At 36.6% G+C, this 22,483-nt stretch carries 20 protein-coding genes; 2 read left to right on the forward strand and 18 right to left on the reverse strand.

The genetic code is table 11. From position 1 onward, the window contains the following. Nucleotides 1-59 precede the first annotated feature (59 nt). The 11 genes from MKX31_RS18765 to MKX31_RS18815 form a co-directional block, all read right to left on the reverse strand. Entirely contained in the window at nucleotides 60-524 is a 465-nt protein-coding gene (locus MKX31_RS18765) for an NUDIX hydrolase (protein WP_064474839.1), read from the reverse strand. A 70-nt stretch (nucleotides 525-594) separates the two neighbouring features. Continuing rightward, on the reverse strand, nucleotides 595-1,299 hold the full coding sequence (locus tag MKX31_RS18770) for a DUF421 domain-containing protein (RefSeq protein WP_064474838.1): 705 nt from the start codon (nucleotides 1,297-1,299) through the stop codon (nucleotides 595-597). Between the two features lie 106 nt (nucleotides 1,300-1,405). Beyond that, a complete protein-coding gene (locus MKX31_RS18775) occupies nucleotides 1,406-2,584 on the reverse strand; it encodes an FtsW/RodA/SpoVE family cell cycle protein (protein ID WP_000831201.1) in 1,179 nt (392 codons plus the stop codon). 340 nt (nucleotides 2,585-2,924) lie between these two features. Then, nucleotides 2,925-4,241, reverse strand: a complete 1,317-nt coding sequence (locus tag MKX31_RS18780; RefSeq protein WP_340981397.1) for a dihydrolipoamide acetyltransferase family protein — start codon at nucleotides 4,239-4,241, stop codon at nucleotides 2,925-2,927. Nucleotides 4,242-4,256: 15 nt separating this feature from the next. After that, a complete protein-coding gene (gene bfmBAB, locus MKX31_RS18785; protein WP_000290073.1) occupies nucleotides 4,257-5,240 on the reverse strand; it encodes a 3-methyl-2-oxobutanoate dehydrogenase subunit beta in 984 nt (327 codons plus the stop codon). Nucleotides 5,241-5,253: 13 nt separating this feature from the next. Further along, nucleotides 5,254-6,255 (reverse strand): 3-methyl-2-oxobutanoate dehydrogenase subunit alpha, encoded by a 1,002-nt coding sequence (gene bfmBAA, locus MKX31_RS18790; protein ID WP_000852549.1) that lies wholly within the window; start codon nucleotides 6,253-6,255, stop codon nucleotides 5,254-5,256. A 27-nt stretch (nucleotides 6,256-6,282) separates the two neighbouring features. Then, complete coding sequence (gene lpdA, locus MKX31_RS18795) at nucleotides 6,283-7,704, reverse strand: dihydrolipoyl dehydrogenase (RefSeq protein ID WP_088048132.1); 1,422 nt, start codon at nucleotides 7,702-7,704, stop codon at nucleotides 6,283-6,285. Between the two features lie 4 nt (nucleotides 7,705-7,708). Further along, nucleotides 7,709-8,812 carry a butyrate kinase gene (buk, locus tag MKX31_RS18800; protein ID WP_000056195.1) on the reverse strand — a complete coding sequence of 368 codons (1,104 nt, stop codon included), beginning with the start codon at nucleotides 8,810-8,812 and terminating at the stop codon, nucleotides 7,709-7,711. A gap of 87 nt (nucleotides 8,813-8,899) precedes the next feature. Next, complete coding sequence (locus MKX31_RS18805; protein WP_000171359.1) at nucleotides 8,900-10,000, reverse strand: leucine dehydrogenase; 1,101 nt, start codon at nucleotides 9,998-10,000, stop codon at nucleotides 8,900-8,902. Between the two features lie 34 nt (nucleotides 10,001-10,034). After that, a complete protein-coding gene (gene yqiS / locus MKX31_RS18810; protein ID WP_088048131.1) occupies nucleotides 10,035-10,934 on the reverse strand; it encodes a phosphate butyryltransferase in 900 nt (299 codons plus the stop codon). A gap of 195 nt (nucleotides 10,935-11,129) precedes the next feature. Beyond that, nucleotides 11,130-13,202 carry a sigma-54-dependent Fis family transcriptional regulator gene (locus MKX31_RS18815; RefSeq protein WP_340981398.1) on the reverse strand — a complete coding sequence of 691 codons (2,073 nt, stop codon included), beginning with the start codon at nucleotides 13,200-13,202 and terminating at the stop codon, nucleotides 11,130-11,132. 136 nt (nucleotides 13,203-13,338) lie between these two features. Between MKX31_RS18815 and MKX31_RS18820 the strand changes: the two genes are divergently transcribed. Next, the gene (locus MKX31_RS18820) at nucleotides 13,339-13,572 is read left to right on the forward strand and encodes a DUF2627 domain-containing protein (RefSeq protein WP_064474833.1); all 234 of its coding nucleotides are present in this window, start codon (nucleotides 13,339-13,341) and stop codon (nucleotides 13,570-13,572) included. A 48-nt stretch (nucleotides 13,573-13,620) separates the two neighbouring features. Here the strand turns inward: MKX31_RS18820 and MKX31_RS18825 are convergent, their stop codons facing one another. Further along, nucleotides 13,621-14,349 carry a glycerophosphodiester phosphodiesterase gene (locus MKX31_RS18825; protein ID WP_088048130.1) on the reverse strand — a complete coding sequence of 243 codons (729 nt, stop codon included), beginning with the start codon at nucleotides 14,347-14,349 and terminating at the stop codon, nucleotides 13,621-13,623. Between the two features lie 50 nt (nucleotides 14,350-14,399). Between MKX31_RS18825 and MKX31_RS18830 the strand changes: the two genes are divergently transcribed. After that, nucleotides 14,400-14,546: a YycC family protein gene (locus MKX31_RS18830; protein ID WP_001247671.1), complete on the forward strand. Its 147-nt coding sequence runs from the start codon at nucleotides 14,400-14,402 to the stop codon at nucleotides 14,544-14,546. Nucleotides 14,547-14,735: 189 nt separating this feature from the next. Here MKX31_RS18830 and MKX31_RS18835 read toward each other — a convergent pair whose 3' ends face one another. From MKX31_RS18835 to MKX31_RS18860, 6 genes are all read right to left on the reverse strand, one after another. After that, nucleotides 14,736-16,259, reverse strand: a complete 1,524-nt coding sequence (locus MKX31_RS18835) for a hypothetical protein (protein ID WP_262762978.1) — start codon at nucleotides 16,257-16,259, stop codon at nucleotides 14,736-14,738. A gap of 285 nt (nucleotides 16,260-16,544) precedes the next feature. Then, nucleotides 16,545-17,339, reverse strand: a complete 795-nt coding sequence (spo0A, locus tag MKX31_RS18840; protein ID WP_033656399.1) for a sporulation transcription factor Spo0A — start codon at nucleotides 17,337-17,339, stop codon at nucleotides 16,545-16,547. A 287-nt stretch (nucleotides 17,340-17,626) separates the two neighbouring features. Further along, a complete protein-coding gene (gene spoIVB, locus MKX31_RS18845; protein WP_002096319.1) occupies nucleotides 17,627-18,925 on the reverse strand; it encodes a SpoIVB peptidase in 1,299 nt (432 codons plus the stop codon). A gap of 118 nt (nucleotides 18,926-19,043) precedes the next feature. Beyond that, complete coding sequence (recN, locus tag MKX31_RS18850; protein WP_064474830.1) at nucleotides 19,044-20,783, reverse strand: DNA repair protein RecN; 1,740 nt, start codon at nucleotides 20,781-20,783, stop codon at nucleotides 19,044-19,046. Between the two features lie 267 nt (nucleotides 20,784-21,050). Beyond that, nucleotides 21,051-21,500, reverse strand: a complete 450-nt coding sequence (gene argR, locus MKX31_RS18855; protein WP_001032581.1) for an arginine repressor ArgR — start codon at nucleotides 21,498-21,500, stop codon at nucleotides 21,051-21,053. Between the two features lie 142 nt (nucleotides 21,501-21,642). Further along, nucleotides 21,643-22,482, reverse strand: coding sequence for a TlyA family RNA methyltransferase (locus tag MKX31_RS18860; RefSeq protein WP_001274751.1), 840 nt, complete (start codon nucleotides 22,480-22,482; stop codon nucleotides 21,643-21,645). Nucleotide 22,483: the final 1 nt, after the last annotated feature.

The raw sequence follows: 22,483 nt of genomic DNA on the forward strand, positions 1-22,483 counted from the left end.
CGTAATCATGCGTCTGGACTACCAACCAGAACTGTGTTTTTGTATTTCTTTCACTATTATTATATCTCTTTTTCCATAATCTTCATATATTCGCCAATCATTTTTTTATGCGACCCTACAATATAGTCAGGTAGTTCTGTTAGTGGGAAGAATGTAAGCTGAACGGCTTCTTCTTTATTCATAACAAGCTCCCCTTCGTATTCATCCGTATAATAAGCTGTTGTGACAGATTGAAACTCATCACCATTTGCTAGTTTTGTAAAATAGTTCGCTCCAGAAAATATATTAATTAATCGCAAGTTCTTCACTTCTATTCCTGTCTCTTCATATACTTCACGGCCAGCTGTTTCTTCTGGTGATTCACCAAGCTCCATTAACCCACCAGGCAGCCCCCACTTTCCGTAAGGCTCTGTTCTTTGTTGCAATAAAACATCTCCATTTTCATTTATAACGAGTACAACAGCACCAACTAAAATTAAAGGGCGATGACCAACTATTTTTCGTAATTCTTCTACATATCCCATCGTATCGCCTCCTTTTTCGTTGTCCACACTATTGTATCATATGTATGAAACGACAAAATGCGTATATTTTTCATTTTTTTAACAAAATATTTATTTTATGTGCTTCATCTACTGTAGCTAACATAATGGATTTGACTTCTGCACTCTTCTCTAGAAATTCTCTCGCCCACTCTTCTGTTTTTCCTAATAAAGCAAGAACATCTTTCTGAATCTTCCCATCCTTTACTAATACAAAAGAAACTGGAGATCTTTTTCCCGCCACTTTCAGATCAAGCCGCGAAACTGCTTCATACTCTGGATACTGAAATATAGAAACAACACCATTCGCTTCCCACAATGCTAATTTAATCGTTTGAATATCGCTCACATTTCGCATACGAAGTTCCGCAAATAAATATTCCACCGTAATTCTCGCTTTTTTCAAATTGCTAAAATCAATGGAACCATTGTGTATAAGAATAATAGGTGCTGGCTCTAAAAAGCGTCTCCATCTATCCCATTTCAACATTAAGACTGAGCTTATAATGTGAAGTACAACGAGTATGAACGTTGTAATCATTGAGCCGAGTAACCCCACTTTTTCATCAGATAATGCATTAGAAATATTCCCACCAAGCAATAATACTAATACAACATCTAAAAAACGAAGTTGCGCGATGGACCTTTGCCCCATCGCTTTCGCAACTAATGTTAAAAATATGTATGCTATAATAGCCCGAATAACCCATTCACTATTAGAAAGATGCCGTGCCCCTTCAAAAATATGCATATGCATCACTTTGCACTCCTTACCCATCTCAAACTGCTATTCTGTTTTAGTTTGCAACGTTTAAGAGCATATATGTAAAAAAGCTGGTTCGTTTTTACACGAACCAGCTTTTTTATTTAACAGAAAACATATACTTTTTATACGTTTTCCGTACCGATAATATAAGACCCATCATAATCATATTTGAGAATAAGGAACTTCCTCCATATGATAAGAAAGGTAATGCAATCCCTTTTACAGGCATTAATCCAACGATCATACCGATGTTTTGGAATATTTGAACCGTTAATATTCCAATTGATCCAGCACATAATAATGTACCGAATAAATTATCAGCAGAATAACCGATAATAATTGTTCTATATAGTAGTAATAGGAACAAGAATACAACTAACGCTGCTACGATAAATCCACCTTCTTCGGCAATTGTAGCAAAAATAAAGTCAGTATGCTTCTCAGGGATATAGACGTTCCCTTCGCCAAATCCTTTCCCTTCCATACCGCCACTACCTACAGCTAAAATCGATTGCTGTGTTTGATAACCTTGATCTGTATGTTCGAATGGATCTAACCAACCTAAAATACGTGATTGTTGGTGAGGTTTTAGTAACGTAACTAACTTATTAAAGAAGAAATCTTCATACCTTACGTAAATAAATATTAACGCAGATAATATGGTGACTGGAATAACTGTACATAACGCTATTAATTTCTTCTGAATACCTGACATAAATAAAATACATGCAATTGCAGCAGCATATAAGAACACCATCCCTGTATCCGGTTGGCTATATACAACAGCCATAGGCGGGAGGGATACTAGCACAATTTTACCTACTAATTGTAAATCCGTTTGGAATGTCCTTGCCATATACTGTGCATTATGTTTCACTGCTATACTTGCTACTACGAGAAGCAATGAAATTTTGAAAAACTCAGATGGTTGAATTTGTCCAACTAACGGAAATACAAACCATCTTTTTGCACCTAATTTTTCAGGTGTGAAAGTGGAAACCGGTAGTATTTTCAAAAGAATAAGTGAACCAAATCCGACGATATAAAGTGGCCAAGACAATTTTTGTAATTGATCTAAGTCGATGCTTGCAACAAGCAATAACAATACAACTCCAATTATGTAGTTCAAACCCTGTTTCATCGCAAAGTTTGCCTCTCCATATTGGCCAGTTTGCTGACTGCTATATATAGCAGCTATACTCGTAACACATAATGCTAACAAAATTAATATTAATTTTACATCTAAACTTTTTAGAAACTCGGTACTTCTTTTCATGACATCCTCCTGAAACATTGTTACAGCAAAATAAAAAACCAGGAGTCAACATTCTTCATGTTTTGACGACTGATTACACATTATCTATAAAACACTTATATAGAATAACTCTCTTTTTCATACAATACAATATATTATACTACAGTTTCGTCAGTAAGATTTGCCAAAAAAATTATTCTTTTCTTATTTTATATCCATATACCATATATCAGCAATGTATTTTCATAAATTCCTAATACATAATCGTTCATTGTAAGATTACTGGGAAAGATATTATACATATAGTAGGATGTAGATGAAGAAATAAGATGATAAAAAGCTCGCATAAGCGAGCTTTTTATTAATATACAGATGTATTATTTTCTGACGTATTTTCTAAAATTTCTTTTACACGTCCTAAGAACTTACCACAAATTAAGCCATCTAGTACACGGTGATCAAGTGATAAACATAAGTTGACCATGTCGCGAGCACCGAACATACCATTATCCATAATTACTGGGCGTTTTACAATTGATTCAACTTGTAAAATAGCCGCTTGTGGGTAATTAATAATACCCATAGATTGAACAGAACCGAATGATCCTGTGTTATTAATTGTAAATGTTCCACCTTGCATTTCGTCCGCTTTTAACGATTTCGTACGTACTTTTCCTGCAAGCTCTGTAATTTCACGAGCGATACCTTTAATCGTCTTCTCATCCGCATGTTTAATTACTGGTACAAATAGTTCGTCCTCTGTTGCAACAGCGATAGAAAGGTTAATATCTTTCTTCTGAACGATCTTATCCCCAGCCCACATTGAATTGATTTGAGGATACTCTTTTAACGCTTGCGCTACTGCTTTTACGAAGAAAGCAAAGAACGTTAAATTAAAGCCTTCGCGCTTTTTGAAATCACCTTTAATTGAATTACGGTATGACACTAGGTTTGTCACATCTACTTCAATCATCATCCAAGCATGTGGCGCTTCGTGTTTACTACGTAACATGTTCGCTGCAATTGCTTTACGCACACCTGTTACTGGAATTTCGATATCGCCAGGCATTGTTGGTACAGAAACTGGTTTTGCAGCTTCTACTTTTTGTGCTACCGGCGCTGCTTTTGGTGCTTCTGGACGCGCTTCTACTACTGCTGCTACCGCTTCCTCTTTCTTCGCACCTGCTTGCGGAATATTTCCAGATTCCACTAGCTTTAAAATATCTTTACGAGTGATACGGCCATTTGCTCCCGTACCTTCTACTAATTCTAAATCAACATTATGCTCACCTGCAAGTTTTAAAACAGCTGGTGAAAAACGTGGTTTTCCATCAGTTGGTTGTTTTGCTTTCGGTGCTTTTTCAGGCGTAGCTACTTCTGCCTTTGGTTCTTCTTTTGTTTTTTCCTCAACAGCTGTCGCTGCTACTTCATCTGCGCCTTCTACTTGAATAACACAAACTACTTCACCTACAGCTAACGTCTCACCTTCACCAGCGATTAATTCTTTCACAATACCAGTGAAAGAAGATGGTACTTCAGCATTTACTTTATCAGTCATTACTTCTGCAAGCGGATCATACTTGTTTACGTGATCGCCAACATTAACGAGCCATTTACTAATTGTACCCTCTGTAACGCTCTCCCCGAGCTGAGGCATTGTGATATTTTCTACAGCCATGTATAGTCCCCCCGATTAAAATTCCGCAAGTTCACGCATTGCTTTTTCAACTTTATCTGGATTTACCATAAAGAATTTTTCCATTGTTGGTGCATATGGCATTGCTGGAACGTCTGGACCTGCAAGACGTGCGATTGGCGCATCTAAATCAAACAGACAGTTTTCAGCAATAATTGCTGCCACTTCACTTATAATACTTCCTTCTTTATTGTCTTCTGTTACAAGAAGAACTTTACCTGTTTTAGAAGCTGCTTCAATGATTGCTTCTTTATCTAATGGATATACAGTACGTAAATCAAGAACATGTGCCGAGATGCCATCTTGCGCTAACTTTTCAGCTGCTTGAAGAGCAAAGTGAACACATAATCCGTACGTGATAACAGTAATATCATCACCTTCGCGTTTTACATCTGCTTTTCCGATTGGTAATACGTAATCATCCTCTGGCACTTCACCTTTAATTAAGCGATATGCACGCTTATGCTCAAAGAATAATACTGGATCTTCATCACGAATTGCTGCTTTTAATAAACCTTTTGCATCATATGGTGTAGAAGGAATAACAATTTTTAAACCTGGTTGGTTCGCAAACATCGCTTCCACAGATTGTGAATGATACAATGCACCGTGAACACCGCCGCCAAATGGCGCACGAATTGTAACTGGACAAGTCCAATCGTTATTAGAACGATAACGAATTTTTGCTGCCTCAGAAACAATTTGGTTTACTGCTGGCATGATGAAATCAGCAAACTGCATTTCAGCGATTGGACGCATACCATACATTGCCGCACCAATTGCTACCCCAGCAATTGCAGATTCTGCAAGCGGTGCATCAAGCGCACGATCTTCACCAAATTGATCATATAATCCGTGTGTCGCTTTAAATACGCCACCTTTTTTACCAACATCTTCACCTAAAACAAATACTTTCTCATCGCGTTCCATTTCTTCGCGCATTGCTAATGTAATAGCATCAATATAAGACATTACAGCCATGAAACGTTCCCCCCTATTCTGCGTATACGTGCTTCAATGCATCTTCAGGTGCTGCATACGGAGCATTTTCTGCATATTCTGTTGCTTCATTTACGATATGCATAATTTCGTCTAACATTTGTTTTTCAAATTCCTCAGTTAACACGCCAGCTTCTTTTAAATAAGCTGCAAATGTTATGATTGAATCTTTTTTCTTTGCTTCTTCTACTTCTTCTTTATCACGATAAACACGATCATCGTCGTCACTAGAATGTGCTGTTAAACGATATGATACTGTTTCAATTAAAGTTGGGCCTTCACCACGACGGCCGCGGTCTGCTGCCTCTTTTACAGCTTTATATACTGCAAGCGGATCGTTTCCGTCTATTGTATATCCAGGCATACCGTAACCAATTGCACGATCTGATACGTTTTTACATGCTAATTGTTTTTCAACTGGAATAGAGATTGCGTATTTATTATTTTCACACATGAAAATAACAGGTAGTTTGTGTACACCAGCAAAGTTTGCCCCTTCATGGAAGTCACCTTGGTTTGAAGAACCTTCTCCAAATGTAACAAACGTTACTAAATCTTTCTTTTCCATTTTTCCAGCTAATGCAATACCAACTGCATGTGGTACTTGCGTTGTTACTGGAGATGATCCTGTCACAATACGATTTTTCTTTTGACCGAAGTGACCAGGCATTTGACGACCACCAGAGTTTGGATCTCCAGCTTTCGCGAAAGCAGACAACATAAGCTCTTTAGCTGTCATGCCGAACGCTAGTACAACACCCATATCACGGTAGTATGGTAATGCATAATCTTTTTCTCTATCAAGAGCGAATGCTGCTCCAACTTGTGCAGCCTCTTGTCCTTGACAAGAAATTACGAATGGAATTTTACCCGCACGGTTTAATAACCACATACGTTCGTCGATTTTACGTGCAAGTAACATCGTACGGAACATTTCTAATACTTGCTCATCACTTAAGCCAAGCTCTTCATGGCGCTTTTCTTTTACTTCTGCCATTTTTCATAACCTCCTAAATCCACATTTTTATGCGTGCAACGCTTTTCCATCTACAGCTAATGCTGCTTCACCAATCGCCTCAGATAATGATGGATGCGGATGAATTGTATGTGCTACTTCCCACGGTGTTGCATCAAGTACTCTTGCAAGACCAGCTTCAGAAATCATATCTGTTACATGTGGTCCAATCATATGAACACCAAGAATGTCATTTGTTTCTTCATCAACTACAAGTTTTACGAAACCATCTGATTCGCCGTATACAAGTGCTTTTCCGATTGCACGGAATGAGAACTTACCTACTTTTAACTTATAGCCTTTTTCTTTCGCTTCTTGCTCTGTTAAACCGACAGAAGCAACTTCCGGACTGCTATATACGCATTTTGATACCATAGAGTAATCAATTGGTGTAACTTCTTTACCAGCAATATGTTCTACTGCAACTATTCCTTCATGAGAAGCAACGTGAGCAAGTTGTAAGCCACCGATTACATCTCCAATTGCGTAAATATGAGATTCTTTCGTTTGATAAAACTCATTTGTTTGAATGTATCCTTTTTCCACAACGATATCCGTATTCTCTAAACCAATATTTTGCGTATTGGCTTGTCTTCCTACAGATACAAGCATTTTTTCTGCTTTAAATTCTTTATTCTCACCGTTATGTTCAGCTTGAATTGTTACTCCATTATCTTTTACCAATGTTTCTGGTAATACTTTTGCACCAGTTACCACTTTAATACCTTTTTTCTTGAATAGACGTTGCATTTCTTTTGAAACGTCCTGATCTTCTAGTGGTAATATCGTTTTCGCATACTCTAATACTGTAACTTCTACACCGAAGTCAGCAAGCATAGATGCCCACTCAATACCGATTACACCGCCACCAACGATAATAATTGAGCTAGGAAGCGTTTCCATTCTTAGGGCATGATCGGAAGACATTACATACTCTCCGTCTAATTCTAAACCTGGTAATGAATTCGGACGAGAACCTGTTGCAACAAGTACATTTTTTGGAATTAACATTTCATTCTCTTCTCCACTTGCAAGTTCAACTGAAATTGTCCCTGGCATTGGAGAGAAAATAGATGGGCCAAGAATACGGCCGATACCTTCAAACACATCAATTTTACCTTGTTTCATTAAGTGTTGAACACCTTTATGAAGTTGTGTTACAATCTTCTCTTTACGCTCTTGCACTTTCGCAAAGTTTAGTTCTACATTACTTGCAATAACTCCGAACTCTTCGCTTTTTTTAGCAGTTGCGTATACTTCCGCACTACGTAAAAGAGCTTTACTAGGAATACATCCTTTGTGCAAACAAGTACCACCAAGATTTTCTTTTTCAACAAGTGCAGTTTTTAAACCTAGTTGTGATGCTCGAATAGCAGCAACATATCCACCAGTACCGCCGCCAACGATGACTAAATCATATTCTCTTGCCATTATCTCAACCCCTAGCTACTGTTTGTTTTTCTCGTACAACATACTCTTTCGGTGCTTCTTCTTCACGTAATACACGAAGTGCTCCTTCTGCTAATGCTTGTAATTCATCTTCCCCTGGATGTACGATAACATCTGCAATCCAGTCAACACGTTCTTTTATTTCATCAACAAGAATTTTACTGTACGCAAGTCCACCAGTTAAAACGATTGCATCGATTTTCCCGTGAAGTACAGCGCTAGCTCCGCCAATCTCTTTTGCAACTTGATATGCCATTGCTTTATAAATAAGAGTTGCTTCCGGATCACCTTTTTCAACCATTTGTTCTACTTTGATCGCATCATTTGTACCGATTAGGCTTACAAGTCCACCTTGTCCAACAAGTTTTTTAACCATTTCGTCACGGTAATACTCACCAGAGAAACACATCTCAACTAATTGCCCTACCGGTACTGTACCCGCACGCTCTGGACTAAATGGTCCTTCTCCGTTTAAGCCGTTATTCACATCAATAACTTTTCCTTTTTTATGAGCACCAACTGTAATACCGCCACCCATATGTGTAACTAATAAATTTAAATCCTCGTATTTGTGATTTAATTCTTCAGCCACTTTACGAGCAACCGCTTTTTGGTTTAATGCATGGAAAATACTTTTACGTTCCATACCAGCAATACCGCTTATACGAGCAATCGGCTCCATTTCATCTACAACGACAGGATCTACTATGAATGCCGGAATATTTAATCCAGAAGCGATTTCATATGCTAAAATGCCTCCAAGGTTTGAAGCATGATGACCGCTAAACCCATTTTTTAAATCTTCTAACATCGAATCGTTTACTGTGTATGTTCCGCCTTCGATTGGACGAAGTAATCCCCCACGCCCACAAACTGCGTTTAATTTTGAAATGTTAATACCGTGAGAATGTAGAACTTCTAAAATCGTTTCTTTGCGAAACTCATATTGATCGATAATTCTCTTATATTTTCCAATTTGTTCTTCGTCATGACGAATAGTTTCTTCTAAAACAGGTCTTTCATTATCAAAAACACCAATTTTTGTGGATGTACTACCCGGATTAATAACAAGAATTCGATTTAAAGACACTGTTGCTACCTCCACTAATAAATTCAAAAGGAGGTGGAAACCTCATAAGAGGTAACCACACCTTTTGTAAAAGTAATATATGAATGATTAGCGACGGCTAATAATGTCGTGACCGTTGCGTAAGTATGTGCTACGAGAGTTTTTCAAGCTTGCAATGCGCTCTTCAGCTAGACGATCTGCTGCTACATAAGTTGCTATGCCATCACGTTTTGAAATTTCGATTACTTTTGCAATTGTGTCATAAATAGACTCAACACGTTTTAGTGCACGTTCTCTATTGTATCCATATAATTCGTCTGCTACGTTAATTACACCACCAGCATTAATAACATAGTCTGGTGCGTATACAATACCCATTTCATGAATCATGTCGCCGTGACGATTTTCTTTTAATTGGTTATTTGCAGAACCTGCGATTACTTTTGCTTTAAGTTGTGGAATAGTTTCGTCATTAACTGTTGCGCCTAATGCACATGGTGCGTAAATATCACATTCAACACCGTAAATTTCATTTGGCTCAACTGCCGATGCACCGAATTCTTCTACCGCGCGTTGTACAGCTTCTTTATTAATATCTGTAACGATTAATTTTGCTCCTTCAGCGTGTAAATGTTTGCATAGGTGATATGCTACGTTACCAACACCTTGAACAGCAATTACTTTTCCTTCTAAATTATCAGTACCGAAAGCCTCTTTCGCAGCTGCTTTCATACCACGATAAACACCGTATGCAGTTACTGGAGATGGGTTACCAGAAGAACCGAATGATGGTGAAATACCTGTTACAAAATCAGTTTCTTCGTGAATAATATCCATATCATCTACTGTTGTACCAACATCTTCAGCTGTAATGTAACGTCCGTTTAGTCCTTGAATGTATCGTCCTAATGCACGGAACATCGCTTCACTCTTATCTTTACGTGGATCACCGATAATTACTGTTTTCGCACCACCTAAGTTTAAGCCAGCTGCTGCATTTTTGTATGTCATCCCTTTTGCAAGACGCAATGCATCTTCAATCGCCGCTTCTTCAGAATCATATGTCCACATTCTTGTTCCACCAAGAGCTGGTCCAAGTGTTGTATCATGAATTGCAATGATTGCTTTTAAACCAGATTCTTTATCTTGACAAAATACTACTTGCTCATAATCATATTTTTCTAAGTATTCGAAGATTTCTAATGTCATTGTCGTTTCCCCCTAGTGATTTACCCTGTTTGGTTTATTTTGAAGCAGTCGTAACTGCCAATGCTAATGAATATACTTTTGTTTCTGCTGAATCAGCACGAGATGTTAAAACAATCGGTGCTTTTGCGCCAGCAATCATAGCTCCTACTTTTGCATCCGCAAAGTATACGAGTGATTTGTATAGCACATTTCCAGCTTCAATCGTTGGGACGAGTAAAATGTCTGCCTTACCTGCTACATCACTTACTATGCCTTTATGTTCTGCTGCAATTTGTGATACTGCATTATCTAAAGCAAGTGGTCCATCAACGACACAATTTTTAATTTGTCCGCGGCGATTCATTTGAGTTAACATCGCGGCATCAATTGTCGCTTGCATCGCAGGATTAACAACCTCTACCGCTGCAATTGGTGCTACCTTCGGCAAATCTATTCCTATTGCCTGGGCAACTTCTACAGTATTCTGTATAATAGCAGCTTTTTGTGTTACATCAGGTGCAATGTTCATCGCTGCATCTGTAACAAAGATAAGACGATCGTAATTTGGAACTTCAAATGCTGCAACGTGTGAAAGTACGCTACCTTTACGAAGTCCCCACTCTTTATTTAATACAGCTTTCAAAATATTTGCTGTTGGGATGTTTCCCTTCATAAGAACATCTGCTTCGCCATTTCTTACAGCTTTAACAGAAAGTTCAGCAGCCTCAGCACTTGACGCTGCTGCAATCACTTCAATGTGTTCTGAAGTTTGTAAACCATGTTCTTGTAGCATCCCCATTATTTTTTCTTGATTTCCATATAGACGAAATTGAGCTAGCTGTAATTTAATTGCTTTCGCTACAGCTTCAATTACTTCATGATCTTCAGCTACTGCTACAGCCACAGTTTTTTTAGGCTGTCCTGCTGCTTGATCAATTAAGTGTTCTAACTTCATATTTTGTAATCAACCCTTTCCGTCGTCCCTCGTCTATTTATAAAGCAAATACCGTGCCAACTTTCAAAAGTGGTCTTACCAATAATGAAAACGCATTCAAAATGCAGTAAAATCAATACTTTAGAAAATAACAAAACATTCTGTCTTGTTTTGTCGTATTTTGTATACCATGCAATAAATTGCATGGTACGCAATTTATTGCATGCTATTTTTTGCACACTCATACTTTTCTAGCTTGTAATATATATTTCGAACCGAAATTCCTAACGCTCTTGCAGTTTTTGTTTTATTTCCATCAAACCTCTCTAAACATTCATGAATGATATGCCCTTCAAACTCTGTCACTAAATGTTCAAGTGGCTTTTCTTCTAATTCAGGTAATAAGTTATTTTGTTTTACCTCAGTCTGCTCTTCTGTATGTAAAGGTGGTAAATGATGGACATCAATATATATTTCGTTATAATTCATAAAGATAATAGCTCGTCCTAAAATGTTTTCAAGCTCTCTCACATTTCCTGGCCATTCATATGATTGTAAATATGAAATAGCCGAATCAGTGAGCCCCTCTACATTCCGGCCATAATCTTGGTTAATTTTTTGAATCAACCTGTCTGCAATTGCCGGTATATCTCCTTTTCGCTGACGAAGAGACGGAATTTGAATTGGAATTTTATTTAATCGATAATATAAATCCTCTCTAAACCCTCCTTCTAGAATGCCCTTTTCTAAATTCACATGTGTTGCTGCAATTACCCGGACATTTATAGGTATCGCTTTCGTTCCACCAACTTTTACAATTTCTTTTTCTTGCAACACGCGAAGGAGTTTCGCTTGCGTATTTGCAGACAATTCTCCTATTTCATCTAAAAAGATACTACCGTTATTCGCTTCCTCAAAAAAACCTCGTTTTCCGCCTCTTTTTGCTCCTGAGAATGCACCTTCCTCATAACCGAATAATTCACTTTCTAATAAAGTCTCGGAAATAGCAGCACAGTTTACCCGGACGAATTTATTATATTTTCGATTACTTCCATTATGAATTGCATGTGCAAACAATTCTTTACCCGTTCCAGATTCTCCGCGTAGCAATACTGTTGCTGGTGTATTCGCCCCAAGTTTCGCCTGCTCAATAGCAGCCGTTGTTTCATCTGAATTTCCGACAATGTCATCAAATGAATATTTCGCTTCTAACGTTCGAATAATTTGCCTTGCCCTATTCAATTCATTTGTTAACTTTTGAATTTCTGATACGTCACGAATTACACCAACGCTTCCTTTCAATATCCCATCCACTATAACTGGCGCTACGTTTACAATTACATCACGCTTCTTTTGTCCAATCTTCATATGTATTCCGCGTACCGCCCTACGCGTTCGAAGTACTTTCATATGCATACTTTCACCTTCTACAATATCAGTTGTAGCCGGTTTCCCAATAATGTCCTCTTCCGTTAAACCTGTTAATTTCGTATACGCAGGGTTAATTACTAATCCTCTTCCCTTTTCATCCACGACCGAAATTGCTTCCTCAGACGAGTTGATAATCGCCTCAAGTAACGTTTGAATCTCCTTTAAATCTGTAACTTCTTCCGCAAGATCTACAACCTCTGTTATATCTTTAAAAATCGCAAATGCCCCTTGTACTTCTCCTCCCTCTTTTAATATTGGAATACGGGTTGTAATAATTTTCTTTTCATTCTCTAATGTCAGTTCATAATTTACTTCTATTTGTTTCGTACGTATAATACGAAGCAACTTACTAGTCGGAATAACTTCTAAAATATATTTCCCTACCGCATCTTCTTTTTTATATCCGATAATACGCTCTGCACTTTTATTAAATAGGCGTACTTGTCCATCTCGATCAATCACAATCATACCGTCATGCGTAGAATTTAAAATTAAATCCCCTTGCTGCGTCTGTTCTTCTAACTTTCCAATTAAACCTTCCTTCTCATGTGCTAATCTCGTAACAATTTTCGCAATATCACCTGGTATAAGAAGAGTATCTTTATGCTTTTTCTTTATTAAATCTTTATGTAAATCATCGTCACCCGTCATATCAAACATTACATCAATATGCATAGAAAGAAACGGCGTTACACTCTCTCCAATTGTAACCCCGTATTCCTTAGCCATTTGTAATCCCTTCGCTATCGGATTTATATCAATAATCCCTATAATTTGAAATATATTCGAACTTTGCAACAGATTCAGCAGTGTACTGCCACCTTCACCTGCACCAACAATTAAAACTTTTTGTTTCATATATTACACTTCCTCTCGAAGTATCTCTGCAAAATTTTTCACACCCTTATCTTACTCGTTCAGCCCCCTCTTGACAAACCCCCTTTTCATATAACATCATTGAAATAAACAAAATAATCTGAAAAGGAGCGTTTATATGCAGCGTTACCTTGCTCTATCATTAGCACTCATCCCTATTTCATTAGCTGTGTTTGGCATTAAGTTAATGAGAGATACTGTATTCGGGATTCTATTTCCTCCACTCTCTATACTGTGGTTACAATTTTTAATTGGCGCTCTTTGCTTCGCGCTCGGGTTTTATATTTTTGGTGGCTTCGTCTTACACCGAGACCGTAAACGAAATAAAGTACAAGCTCGCTTTAGAAGATAGGAAAGCCCCACTATTTATAAATAAAAAATGAGACCGTTACACTCGGTCTCATTTTTTTATTGGCAATAACATTCTTGCTGTTTCAGGATAATCAGTAATAATCGCCGAAATATTCATATCAAAATATTTACGCATAAGCGTTTCTTCATTAATTGTATAAGGGCGAACCTCTACACCACTCTCCATCGTTAATTCAGCAACGGCTTCTTGAAGATAACGATAATTAGGATGCACTGCTGTAGCGCCCATTTTTTTCGCATATGCCCATGGACTATGCAAACCTTCGCGATATAAAATCGCTGTTTGAATATCAGGAGCCATCATATGACACCTTTTCATACTGTAGTGATTAAATGAAGAAAATATAACACGATTTTCTAGATTACATTTCCGTACAAGCGTTATAACTTCTTCCTCTAAACCTCTGTATGGAATTTTATTATTTTTAAGTTCAATATTAAGTAGCAACTCTGTTTTTTCAATCCATTCTAACACCTCTTCTAAAAGAGGTATTTTACAAAAACCTACTTTATCACCGAATTTATAGCTCGCATCTAATTTACATAAATCCTCATATAAATAATTACGAACCGCACCTTTTCCATTTGTTGTCCGGTCCACTGTTTCATCATGAATGACGACAACTTTTCCATCTTTCGTTAATTGAACATCAAGCTCAATTCCATCTGCTCTAAAAGATTCAGCCGCTTCAAATGAAATCATTGTATTTTCTGGGTACGTTCCCGCTGCACCACGATGTGCAAATATAAGAGTCATCCTCACTCCCCCAATCTTATGCTATACTATACGAAAAAGGAGGTACTTCTATGAGACCATTACAAATTTCTCCAGACACTGCAGTCCGCCTATCAAAAGCATTAGGTGTTCCACTTGAACAACTTATGCATATGCCGCAGCACATTTTAATTCAAAAGTTAGTTGAATTAGAAAAACAAAATAAAGACGAAGAATAATACAGTCCTGTTTTGCAGGGCTTTTTATTATTTTCTATTATATCACGGATGACTTCCCTGCTAAAACCCTTTAACAGATGCACTATGATTCCATGTAATCTTTTCTCAAAACATTTATATTCAATTAAATGAAACCCCCCTCTTTTAATAAAAGAAGGGGGTTCTTACTACTTGTTTCAATTACTCAAATTATGCATTTTTTTCTTTGTTAAAAATCATAAACAATTTATACAACCCTAAAGAAGCTGGAATATTCATAAATGCAAATGCTTCATACGTATAATGAGGAGCTGTTTCCCATAGTAACAAGAAAGTAAATACTCCTAATGTACTAATCATCGCAATTCGTATAACTTCCGATTCATTTTCATCTTTCTTTTTATAAAGAATAATAGCCGCCAGAACAGCTACATAAACGAATAATTTGATAACATACGAATATATAGTAACGATTTCATAATTCGTTGTACTATAGTTCGATACGTAATTAGTTATCGTGTCATTCTTCTGCTCAAACCATTCTCCAATACGGTACATGGAGAACTGACTTGATACCCATTCTCTAGTTATTTTTTCATTTAAATGTTGTACATAACCCGTTACACCAAGTTCACTGAAACGCAGCACTATAACTTCTTTATTGTGTTCATTCAAATCCTTCGTATTCTTTATGTTTTCATCATCAATATAATCTGCATCTGCCTGATTCCACACACCATACGTATCTTTGTTCAGCCCCATTTTCACCCAATGAGTGAATGGAATTTTTTCAATTTCATTATCGGTGCTGAGATTTAACTTTGTCGTTATACCTTTAAAACTTACAATAAGGATTAAACAAAATAAAACACTACTTAACACCTTTATAGAATATTCCTTACGAAACTTTAAAATATTTTCAATTAAAATCGCTAAAGCTACAGCCAATGCGGTTGGTCTTATAATATAAGTACAAGCTGCGAAACCCCCTAATAAAATCCATAAAATAATCTTCATTCTTTTTGTTTCCGCCGTTTTCAAGCACAAATATGTATACATCGTTGCTGAAATAAAAAATATTACTAATGTATGCGTATAGAAAACTGGTGCCTGCCAATATATAAAAATGTTTAGCACAGATAACACGATCGATATGTGAGCAACTTTAAAGTTTGTAATTTTCCTTACAATCAATACATTTAAAATAATACTACCTGTTATACAGGCTATCGGTAATATTTTTATCGCTAAATCTACACTTCCTACCAATCTAGCAAAATATCCTCCTAATAATACGATATGTGTATTATATGGATAAAATAGAAGCTGTCCCATTTCTAAGAATTGATCATCTCCATTAAACACAGAGACAATCCCTTGTTTAAGGATGGCATAATCTCCTATAACAGGGTTAAATGCTATGGAAGTAATAAATATTTCCATCATCAAAATGATTATACTACCTAAAGTAATCATAATATTTGTGTGTGTTCTTTTCATTTTATTAATAACCCACTTATAATACATAAAAAAGAGCGCAAATAAAAGCAACGTCACCGCTATAACAGCACCGACTTTTTCAGGAGTATACTCCTCAGTCGGATAAGGAAATTCACCACTCATCAAAATTGTTTTGGGGATAAAAAATTTACTTACTATCATTGAAAATATAGATAAAAACACCGTCATAACAATGAGTGGGTAAGCTCGATTCACTATTTTTTTTAAAGTCATTCATCCATTCTCCTATATTTCTAAATTTTCCCAATCAATGATACGTTATAGAGATTATGATGTCAAACCCACGTATTTCCTGTGCACACCCTATTTTCACTGCATTTTTTATATACATATGCATTCCTTCAAAATCCTTAAATCAAAGCAAATAAAAAGACCAACGAATTCTAAAATTCATTGGTCATTAAATAAAAAGTTCATTGGTTTTACATTTAATATCGAGTATAAATTTAAAGAATGATTAAGCTTTACTAAAACTTAAATCCCTTACTATCTTTACTCTCAGCTAGCCTTATGTTCAAGTCTCAGCTTATCCGCAACCATTGCGATGAACTCGGAATTCGTAGGTTTTGCTTTTGACATGGATACTGTATAACCGAATAAGGACGAAATAGAATCAATATTCCCACGACTCCATGCTACTTCAATTGCGTGACGGATTGCACGCTCGACGCGGCTTGCTGTTGTATTATATTTCTTCGCGATATCTGGATACAATACTTTCGTAATAGATCCAAGTAATTCGATATCATTGTACACCATAGAGATTGCTTCCCTTAAGTACATATACCCTTTAATATGAGCAGGCACACCGATTTCATGAATGATACTCGTAATGCTCGCGTCTAAGTTTTTCGGTTTTCCATCTATTGTAGTTGCTGAACGGAAAGATGGAAGTGGACGTTTAATGGTAGCGTTCGCCTTACCGCTCACTTGACGAATATGACTCGTTAAATTCTCCATATCAAATGGTTTTAATATGAAATATGAAGCACCTAAGTCAACTGCTTTTTTCGTCACATCTTCTTGTCCAAATGCTGTCAACATAATTACGCTAGGCTGTCTTAGCCTTTCAATATGTCGCATTTTCTCTAGTACAGCTAAACCATCTAAATGTGGCATAATAATGTCTAAAACAAGTACATCCGGCTGCTTATCATTTAATAAATTTAAACACTCTTGACCATTATAAGCAGTACCAATTACTTCCATATCATCTTGAGCAGCTACGTAACTCTCTAACATTGATACTAATTCTTTATTATCATCCACAAGACATACTTTAATTTTCTCCACAGCTTTTCCTCCCTTACCGAATCGATTCTCCGACATGTGTATCCTTCTAGGCTACATGAATTGTTCGACAATTGTGTGAAAATTCCCTTTTAAAGTTTGTTACTTTCCGATAAAATCACAAAAAAATATGTTTATCGTTCATTTATTCCCTTTCGCAACACATTCCATCATAGAAATACAACGAAACGTTCAACCCTTTTCTTTTATTTTACAACAAAAAACACCTCTTGCGGAGCTTTTACAAAATTTCAACGAATTTTTCAACAGAAAAGCGAGCTAATTAATAATTAGCTCGCTTTTCTTTCTTGCTCATAAATGTTAATTCCAGCCTCATGTAACATCCATTCAATATGAACACCATATCCTGATGTTGGATCATTTACAAATACATGTGTAACAGCACCAATTACTTTCCCGTTTTGTACAATTGGACTTCCGCTCATGCCTTGTACGATACCACCCGTTTTCGCTAATAAACGTTTGTCTGTTACTTTTATTACCATGCCTTTTGTAGCTGGGAACTTTTGCGGTACTGTACTTACAACTTCAATATCAAACGCTTCCACTTTATCTTTATCAATAACTGTTAATATTTTTGCCGGTCCCTCTTTCACTTGATGAGATAGTGCAATAGGCATCGCTTTATCCATTACGCCATTTGGTATATTTGTATTTAATTTCCCGAATATACCGAATGGACTATTTATTGTAATATTACCAATCACTTCACGATCTGGTGAGAACCTCGCTAATTTCTCTCCTGGATTCCCATGACTACCTCTTTCAATTGATGTAACTGTCGAACGCATAATTTGTCCATCTTCGACTTGAATCGGCTTTTTCGTATCGTTATCAGAGATGACATGACCAAGTGCCCCATATTTCATAGAATCAGGATGAACAAATGTCATTGTTCCGATTCCAGCTGCCGAATCACGAATATATAAACCAATTCGATAAGACGATTCTCCACTGTCTTTTTGTGGTGTTAACTTAGTGCGGATATGTTTCCCATCTCTTAGCAAAACAAGATTAAGCGGTTCGCCTGTTTCACCACTATTATGAATAAATGGTGCTACATCACTCATTCTTTCAATTGTTTTACCATTAATTTCAGTAATCATATCTCCAATTTGCACACCAGCTGTTTCACCAGGAGAGACTTTCCCTTTTTCAGTTTGAATTAAATGATGCCCTACAACAAGTACCCCTTTTGTATTTAACTTCACACCAATTGATTGTCCACCTGGAATAACTTTAAAATCTTTCAATACTTTCACATTTACTTTTTTCACTGGAAAACCAGCAAGCTGAAACACCATATCTGCTTCACCATTTTGATGAGGATTTACCATAAGTCCTTGTTTTTGTTCATTGGAACTTACTGTAAACACATGACGATCTGTAGATGAAGCTTGAAAAACTGGTAATGAAGCTATTTCTGATTGTTGTCCTTCAAAAACAACAAGTTGCTTCGGGGATGAAATAAACGTCCGAAGCGGTTTAAAACACCCAATAAAAACTAAAGAAACAAGGAGACAAAGACCTATTATTTTGCGAAATCTTTCTAATCTCAATTTGTTCACTCTCCTCGCTCCTACCCCACATTCAGCCTCTTGGCTTCACTTTTTAATCTCTCCTTGCAGTGCTTTATTTATAACCGGAAGAATTAAGAAATCATTATTTGAGAAAAAAAGCTATCCATTACTGGATAGCCTCTGCTGTCTGTTTAAAATGATGCGCTTGCGTAAGTAATTCTTTCGCATGTTCTGTCGTTAAATCTGTAATTTCCACACCAGAAATCATTCGAGCTATTTCTGTTACTTTATCCTCCATAGTTAAAACGGTAACTGATGTAATTGTCCGATCATTCGCTACTTGTTTTCGAATAAATAAATGTGAATCCGCCATTGAAGCTACTTGAGGTAAGTGCGTAATACAAAGTACTTGCGAGTTTACTGATACTCGATAAATCTTTTCCGCAATAGCCTGTGCAACTCGACCACTTACACCAGTATCCACTTCATCAAAAATAACAGATGCAACACCTTGATGCTTAGAAAAAATGCTTTTTAAAGCTAAAATAATACGAGATAACTCTCCGCCAGAAGCGACCTTTGAAAGTGGTTTTAGCGGCTCACCTGGATTTGTTGAAATATAAAATTCCACATGATCGTAGCCATCCGCTGTAAGCCTTACCGGGGCACCCTCAACAAGAGGCTCTTCAGCATTTCCTTCTCTCTTCATGATTCTAACTTCAAATTTTGTTTTCTCCATATATAATTCTTTTAATTCCTGATGAATGGCATTTGTAAGATGCTCTGCAAGCTCATGACGCATATTACTTAAGGACGTTGCTTCTTGCAGAATAACACTTTCTAATTCCTTTAATTGCTTCTTCGTCGTTTCAATATGAACGTCTTTATTTTCAATCGTAAAAATTTCTTGTTCAATTTTATCAGCATACGCTAAAATCTCTTCTACAGTATTTCCATATTTTCTCTTTAGCATACGAATTTCATTTAAACGCGTTTCAATTTCGTCTAAACGATTCGGATCATATTCCATCATATCGAGCTTTTCTCTAAGTTGATACGCAACTTCTTCTAATAAGTAGTAGCTATTTGCAATTGAATCATGATTTTCTTGATACACTTCATCTAAATGTGTAATACTCTCCATTTGTCCCATTGCACTTCTTACATTATCTAAACCTTGTCCGTCAGCGCTTAATGAGCGATATGCATCGCCTAATGCTTTGTAAATTTTTTCAAAATTAGAAATTTGCAATCGTTCTTCAGTTAATTCAATTTCTTCATCCATCTTTAAATCCGCCTTACTGATTTCTTCATGCTGGAATTGAATTAAATCTAAGCGATGCGCCATTTGTTGTTCATTTTCACTTAACGATTTCAACTGTTTTTTTAATTTCTCATAGTCAGCGTATACATTTTGATATATACCCAATTGTTTAACAATGCGATCTCCATCAAAATGATCAAGCATAAACATATGACGCTCTTCATTCATTAAATCTTGTGTTTCGTGCTGCCCATGAATATCAACAAGTGTTTTTCCAATTTCCTTTAATATACTAAGGGTGACCAGTTTCCCATTTACACGACATACACTTTTTCCATTTGCAGCGATATCACGCTTCAAAATAATCATGCCGTCTTCTATTTCTATATCCAACTCTTCTGCCTTTTCAATACACGGATGCTTATCATCTTCTACATAAAATAGCCCTTCTATCTCAGCTTTTTCTGTTCCGTATCGAACAAATTCCGCTGAACCACGACCCCCTACAAGTAAACTAATCGCATCAATAATAATCGATTTTCCGGCCCCTGTTTCACCACTTAAAACCGTTAACCCTTTTTGAAAAGAAATATTTAATGCCTCAATAATAGCAAAGTTTCTAATCGATAATTCCGATAACAATGCCCCATTCACCTCGTTATAAACTAATCCCCTATTAAGGGCTTTTCTCAGTTCTTCATTCAAATAGTCATACTATATGTTTGTATGTATAAATTACTTTTCTAACCGCTCCATTGTACCAAACATTCGTTTTACGGGTCAATCCACCTATTTTCTAATTTTATTCAAAGAAAATATTATATTACAATTAAGAATTCACATTTTTAACCAATAAAAAAATCCTGTTCACTTTCCACTTTACAGAGGAAAGCAAACAAGATTTTTTTATTACAGCATATTTAAGAAACGATCAGAGACAACACCTGTATCTTCAGGTGTACGGCAAATAATTAAGCAAGTATCATCACCACAGATGGTTCCGATGATCTCATCCCACTCTAAATGATCAATAAGTGCTCCAAGTGAATGAGCGTTACCAGGCAATGTTTTTAGCACAAGCATATGTCCTGCCGTGTCTAATTTTACAAATGAATCCACTAGATTGCGTTTTAATTTTTGTAACGGATTAAATCGTTGATCTGCTGGCAAGCTATATTTATAGCGACCATCATGTAATGGCACTTTCACTAAGTGCAGTTCTTTAATATCGCGCGATACTGTTGCTTGCGTTACATTAAATCCCTCATTACGTAAAATATCAACTAATTCATCTTGTGTTTCAATTTCTTTGTTCGCAATAATTTCCCTGATTTTAATATGGCGCTGACCTTTATTCATACATTTGCACCTCACACTATCTCTTACCATAGTTTAAACATTGGTATACTTCACTTATTTATGTTAACTTATAATTCGTTGCTTGTACACAATTGTTTTTACAATCATTATACAATTACAACAAAAAGAGGAATAACATATGTTATTCCCCTTTTCCTTTTTGTTTTAGGACATCATGCGCCTCTGTAACTACTTGCTCAACAGAAACTGGAGAATGATTTTCGCCATTCTCACGTTCACCATGCCATTTCAGATGAATTAAAAATTCAATATTACCATCCCCGCCCGTAATTGGTGAGAATGTTAAACCTTCTACGTCGTATCCTTCTTTTATAGCAAAGTCGACAATCATTTCTACGACAGCCTCATGTACTTTTCGATCACGAACGATACCTTTTTTCCCAACTTGCTCTCTTCCAGCTTCAAACTGCGGTTTAATTAACGCTGCTACATCCCCATTAGGCATAAGCATTGTTTTTAAAACCGGCAGTATAAGCTTTAATGATATAAATGAAACATCGATACTAGCAAATTGCGGTAAACCACGTTCTAAGTCTGCTGGTGTCACGTAACGGAAGTTTGTCCGTTCCATTACGACAACACGCTCATCTTGACGCAATTTCCACGCAAGTTGATTGTATCCTACATCTAATGCATAAGATAATTTCGCTCCGTTTTGAAGCGCACAATCTGTAAAGCCACCAGTTGATGAACCAATATCTATCATAACTTTATCTTGTAAATCCAGGTGAAATGTCTCTAATGCCTTTTCAAGTTTATAACCACCACGGCTTACATACGGCATAACTTGGCCCTTCACCGTAATCTCTGTATCTTGTGGGATCTTCTCTCCTGGCTTATCAAGTCTCATCTCATTCGCATATACAAGTCCAGCCATAACGGCGCGTTTTGCTTTCTCACGTGTTTCTATAAGTCCTCGCTCTACTAATAGTACATCTACTCTTTCTTTTTTTGCACTCATT

It is taken from the genome of Bacillus sp. FSL M8-0063 (genome assembly GCF_038005545.1).
In the GTDB taxonomy this organism is placed as follows: Bacteria; Bacillota; Bacilli; order Bacillales; family Bacillaceae_G; genus Bacillus_A; species Bacillus_A wiedmannii.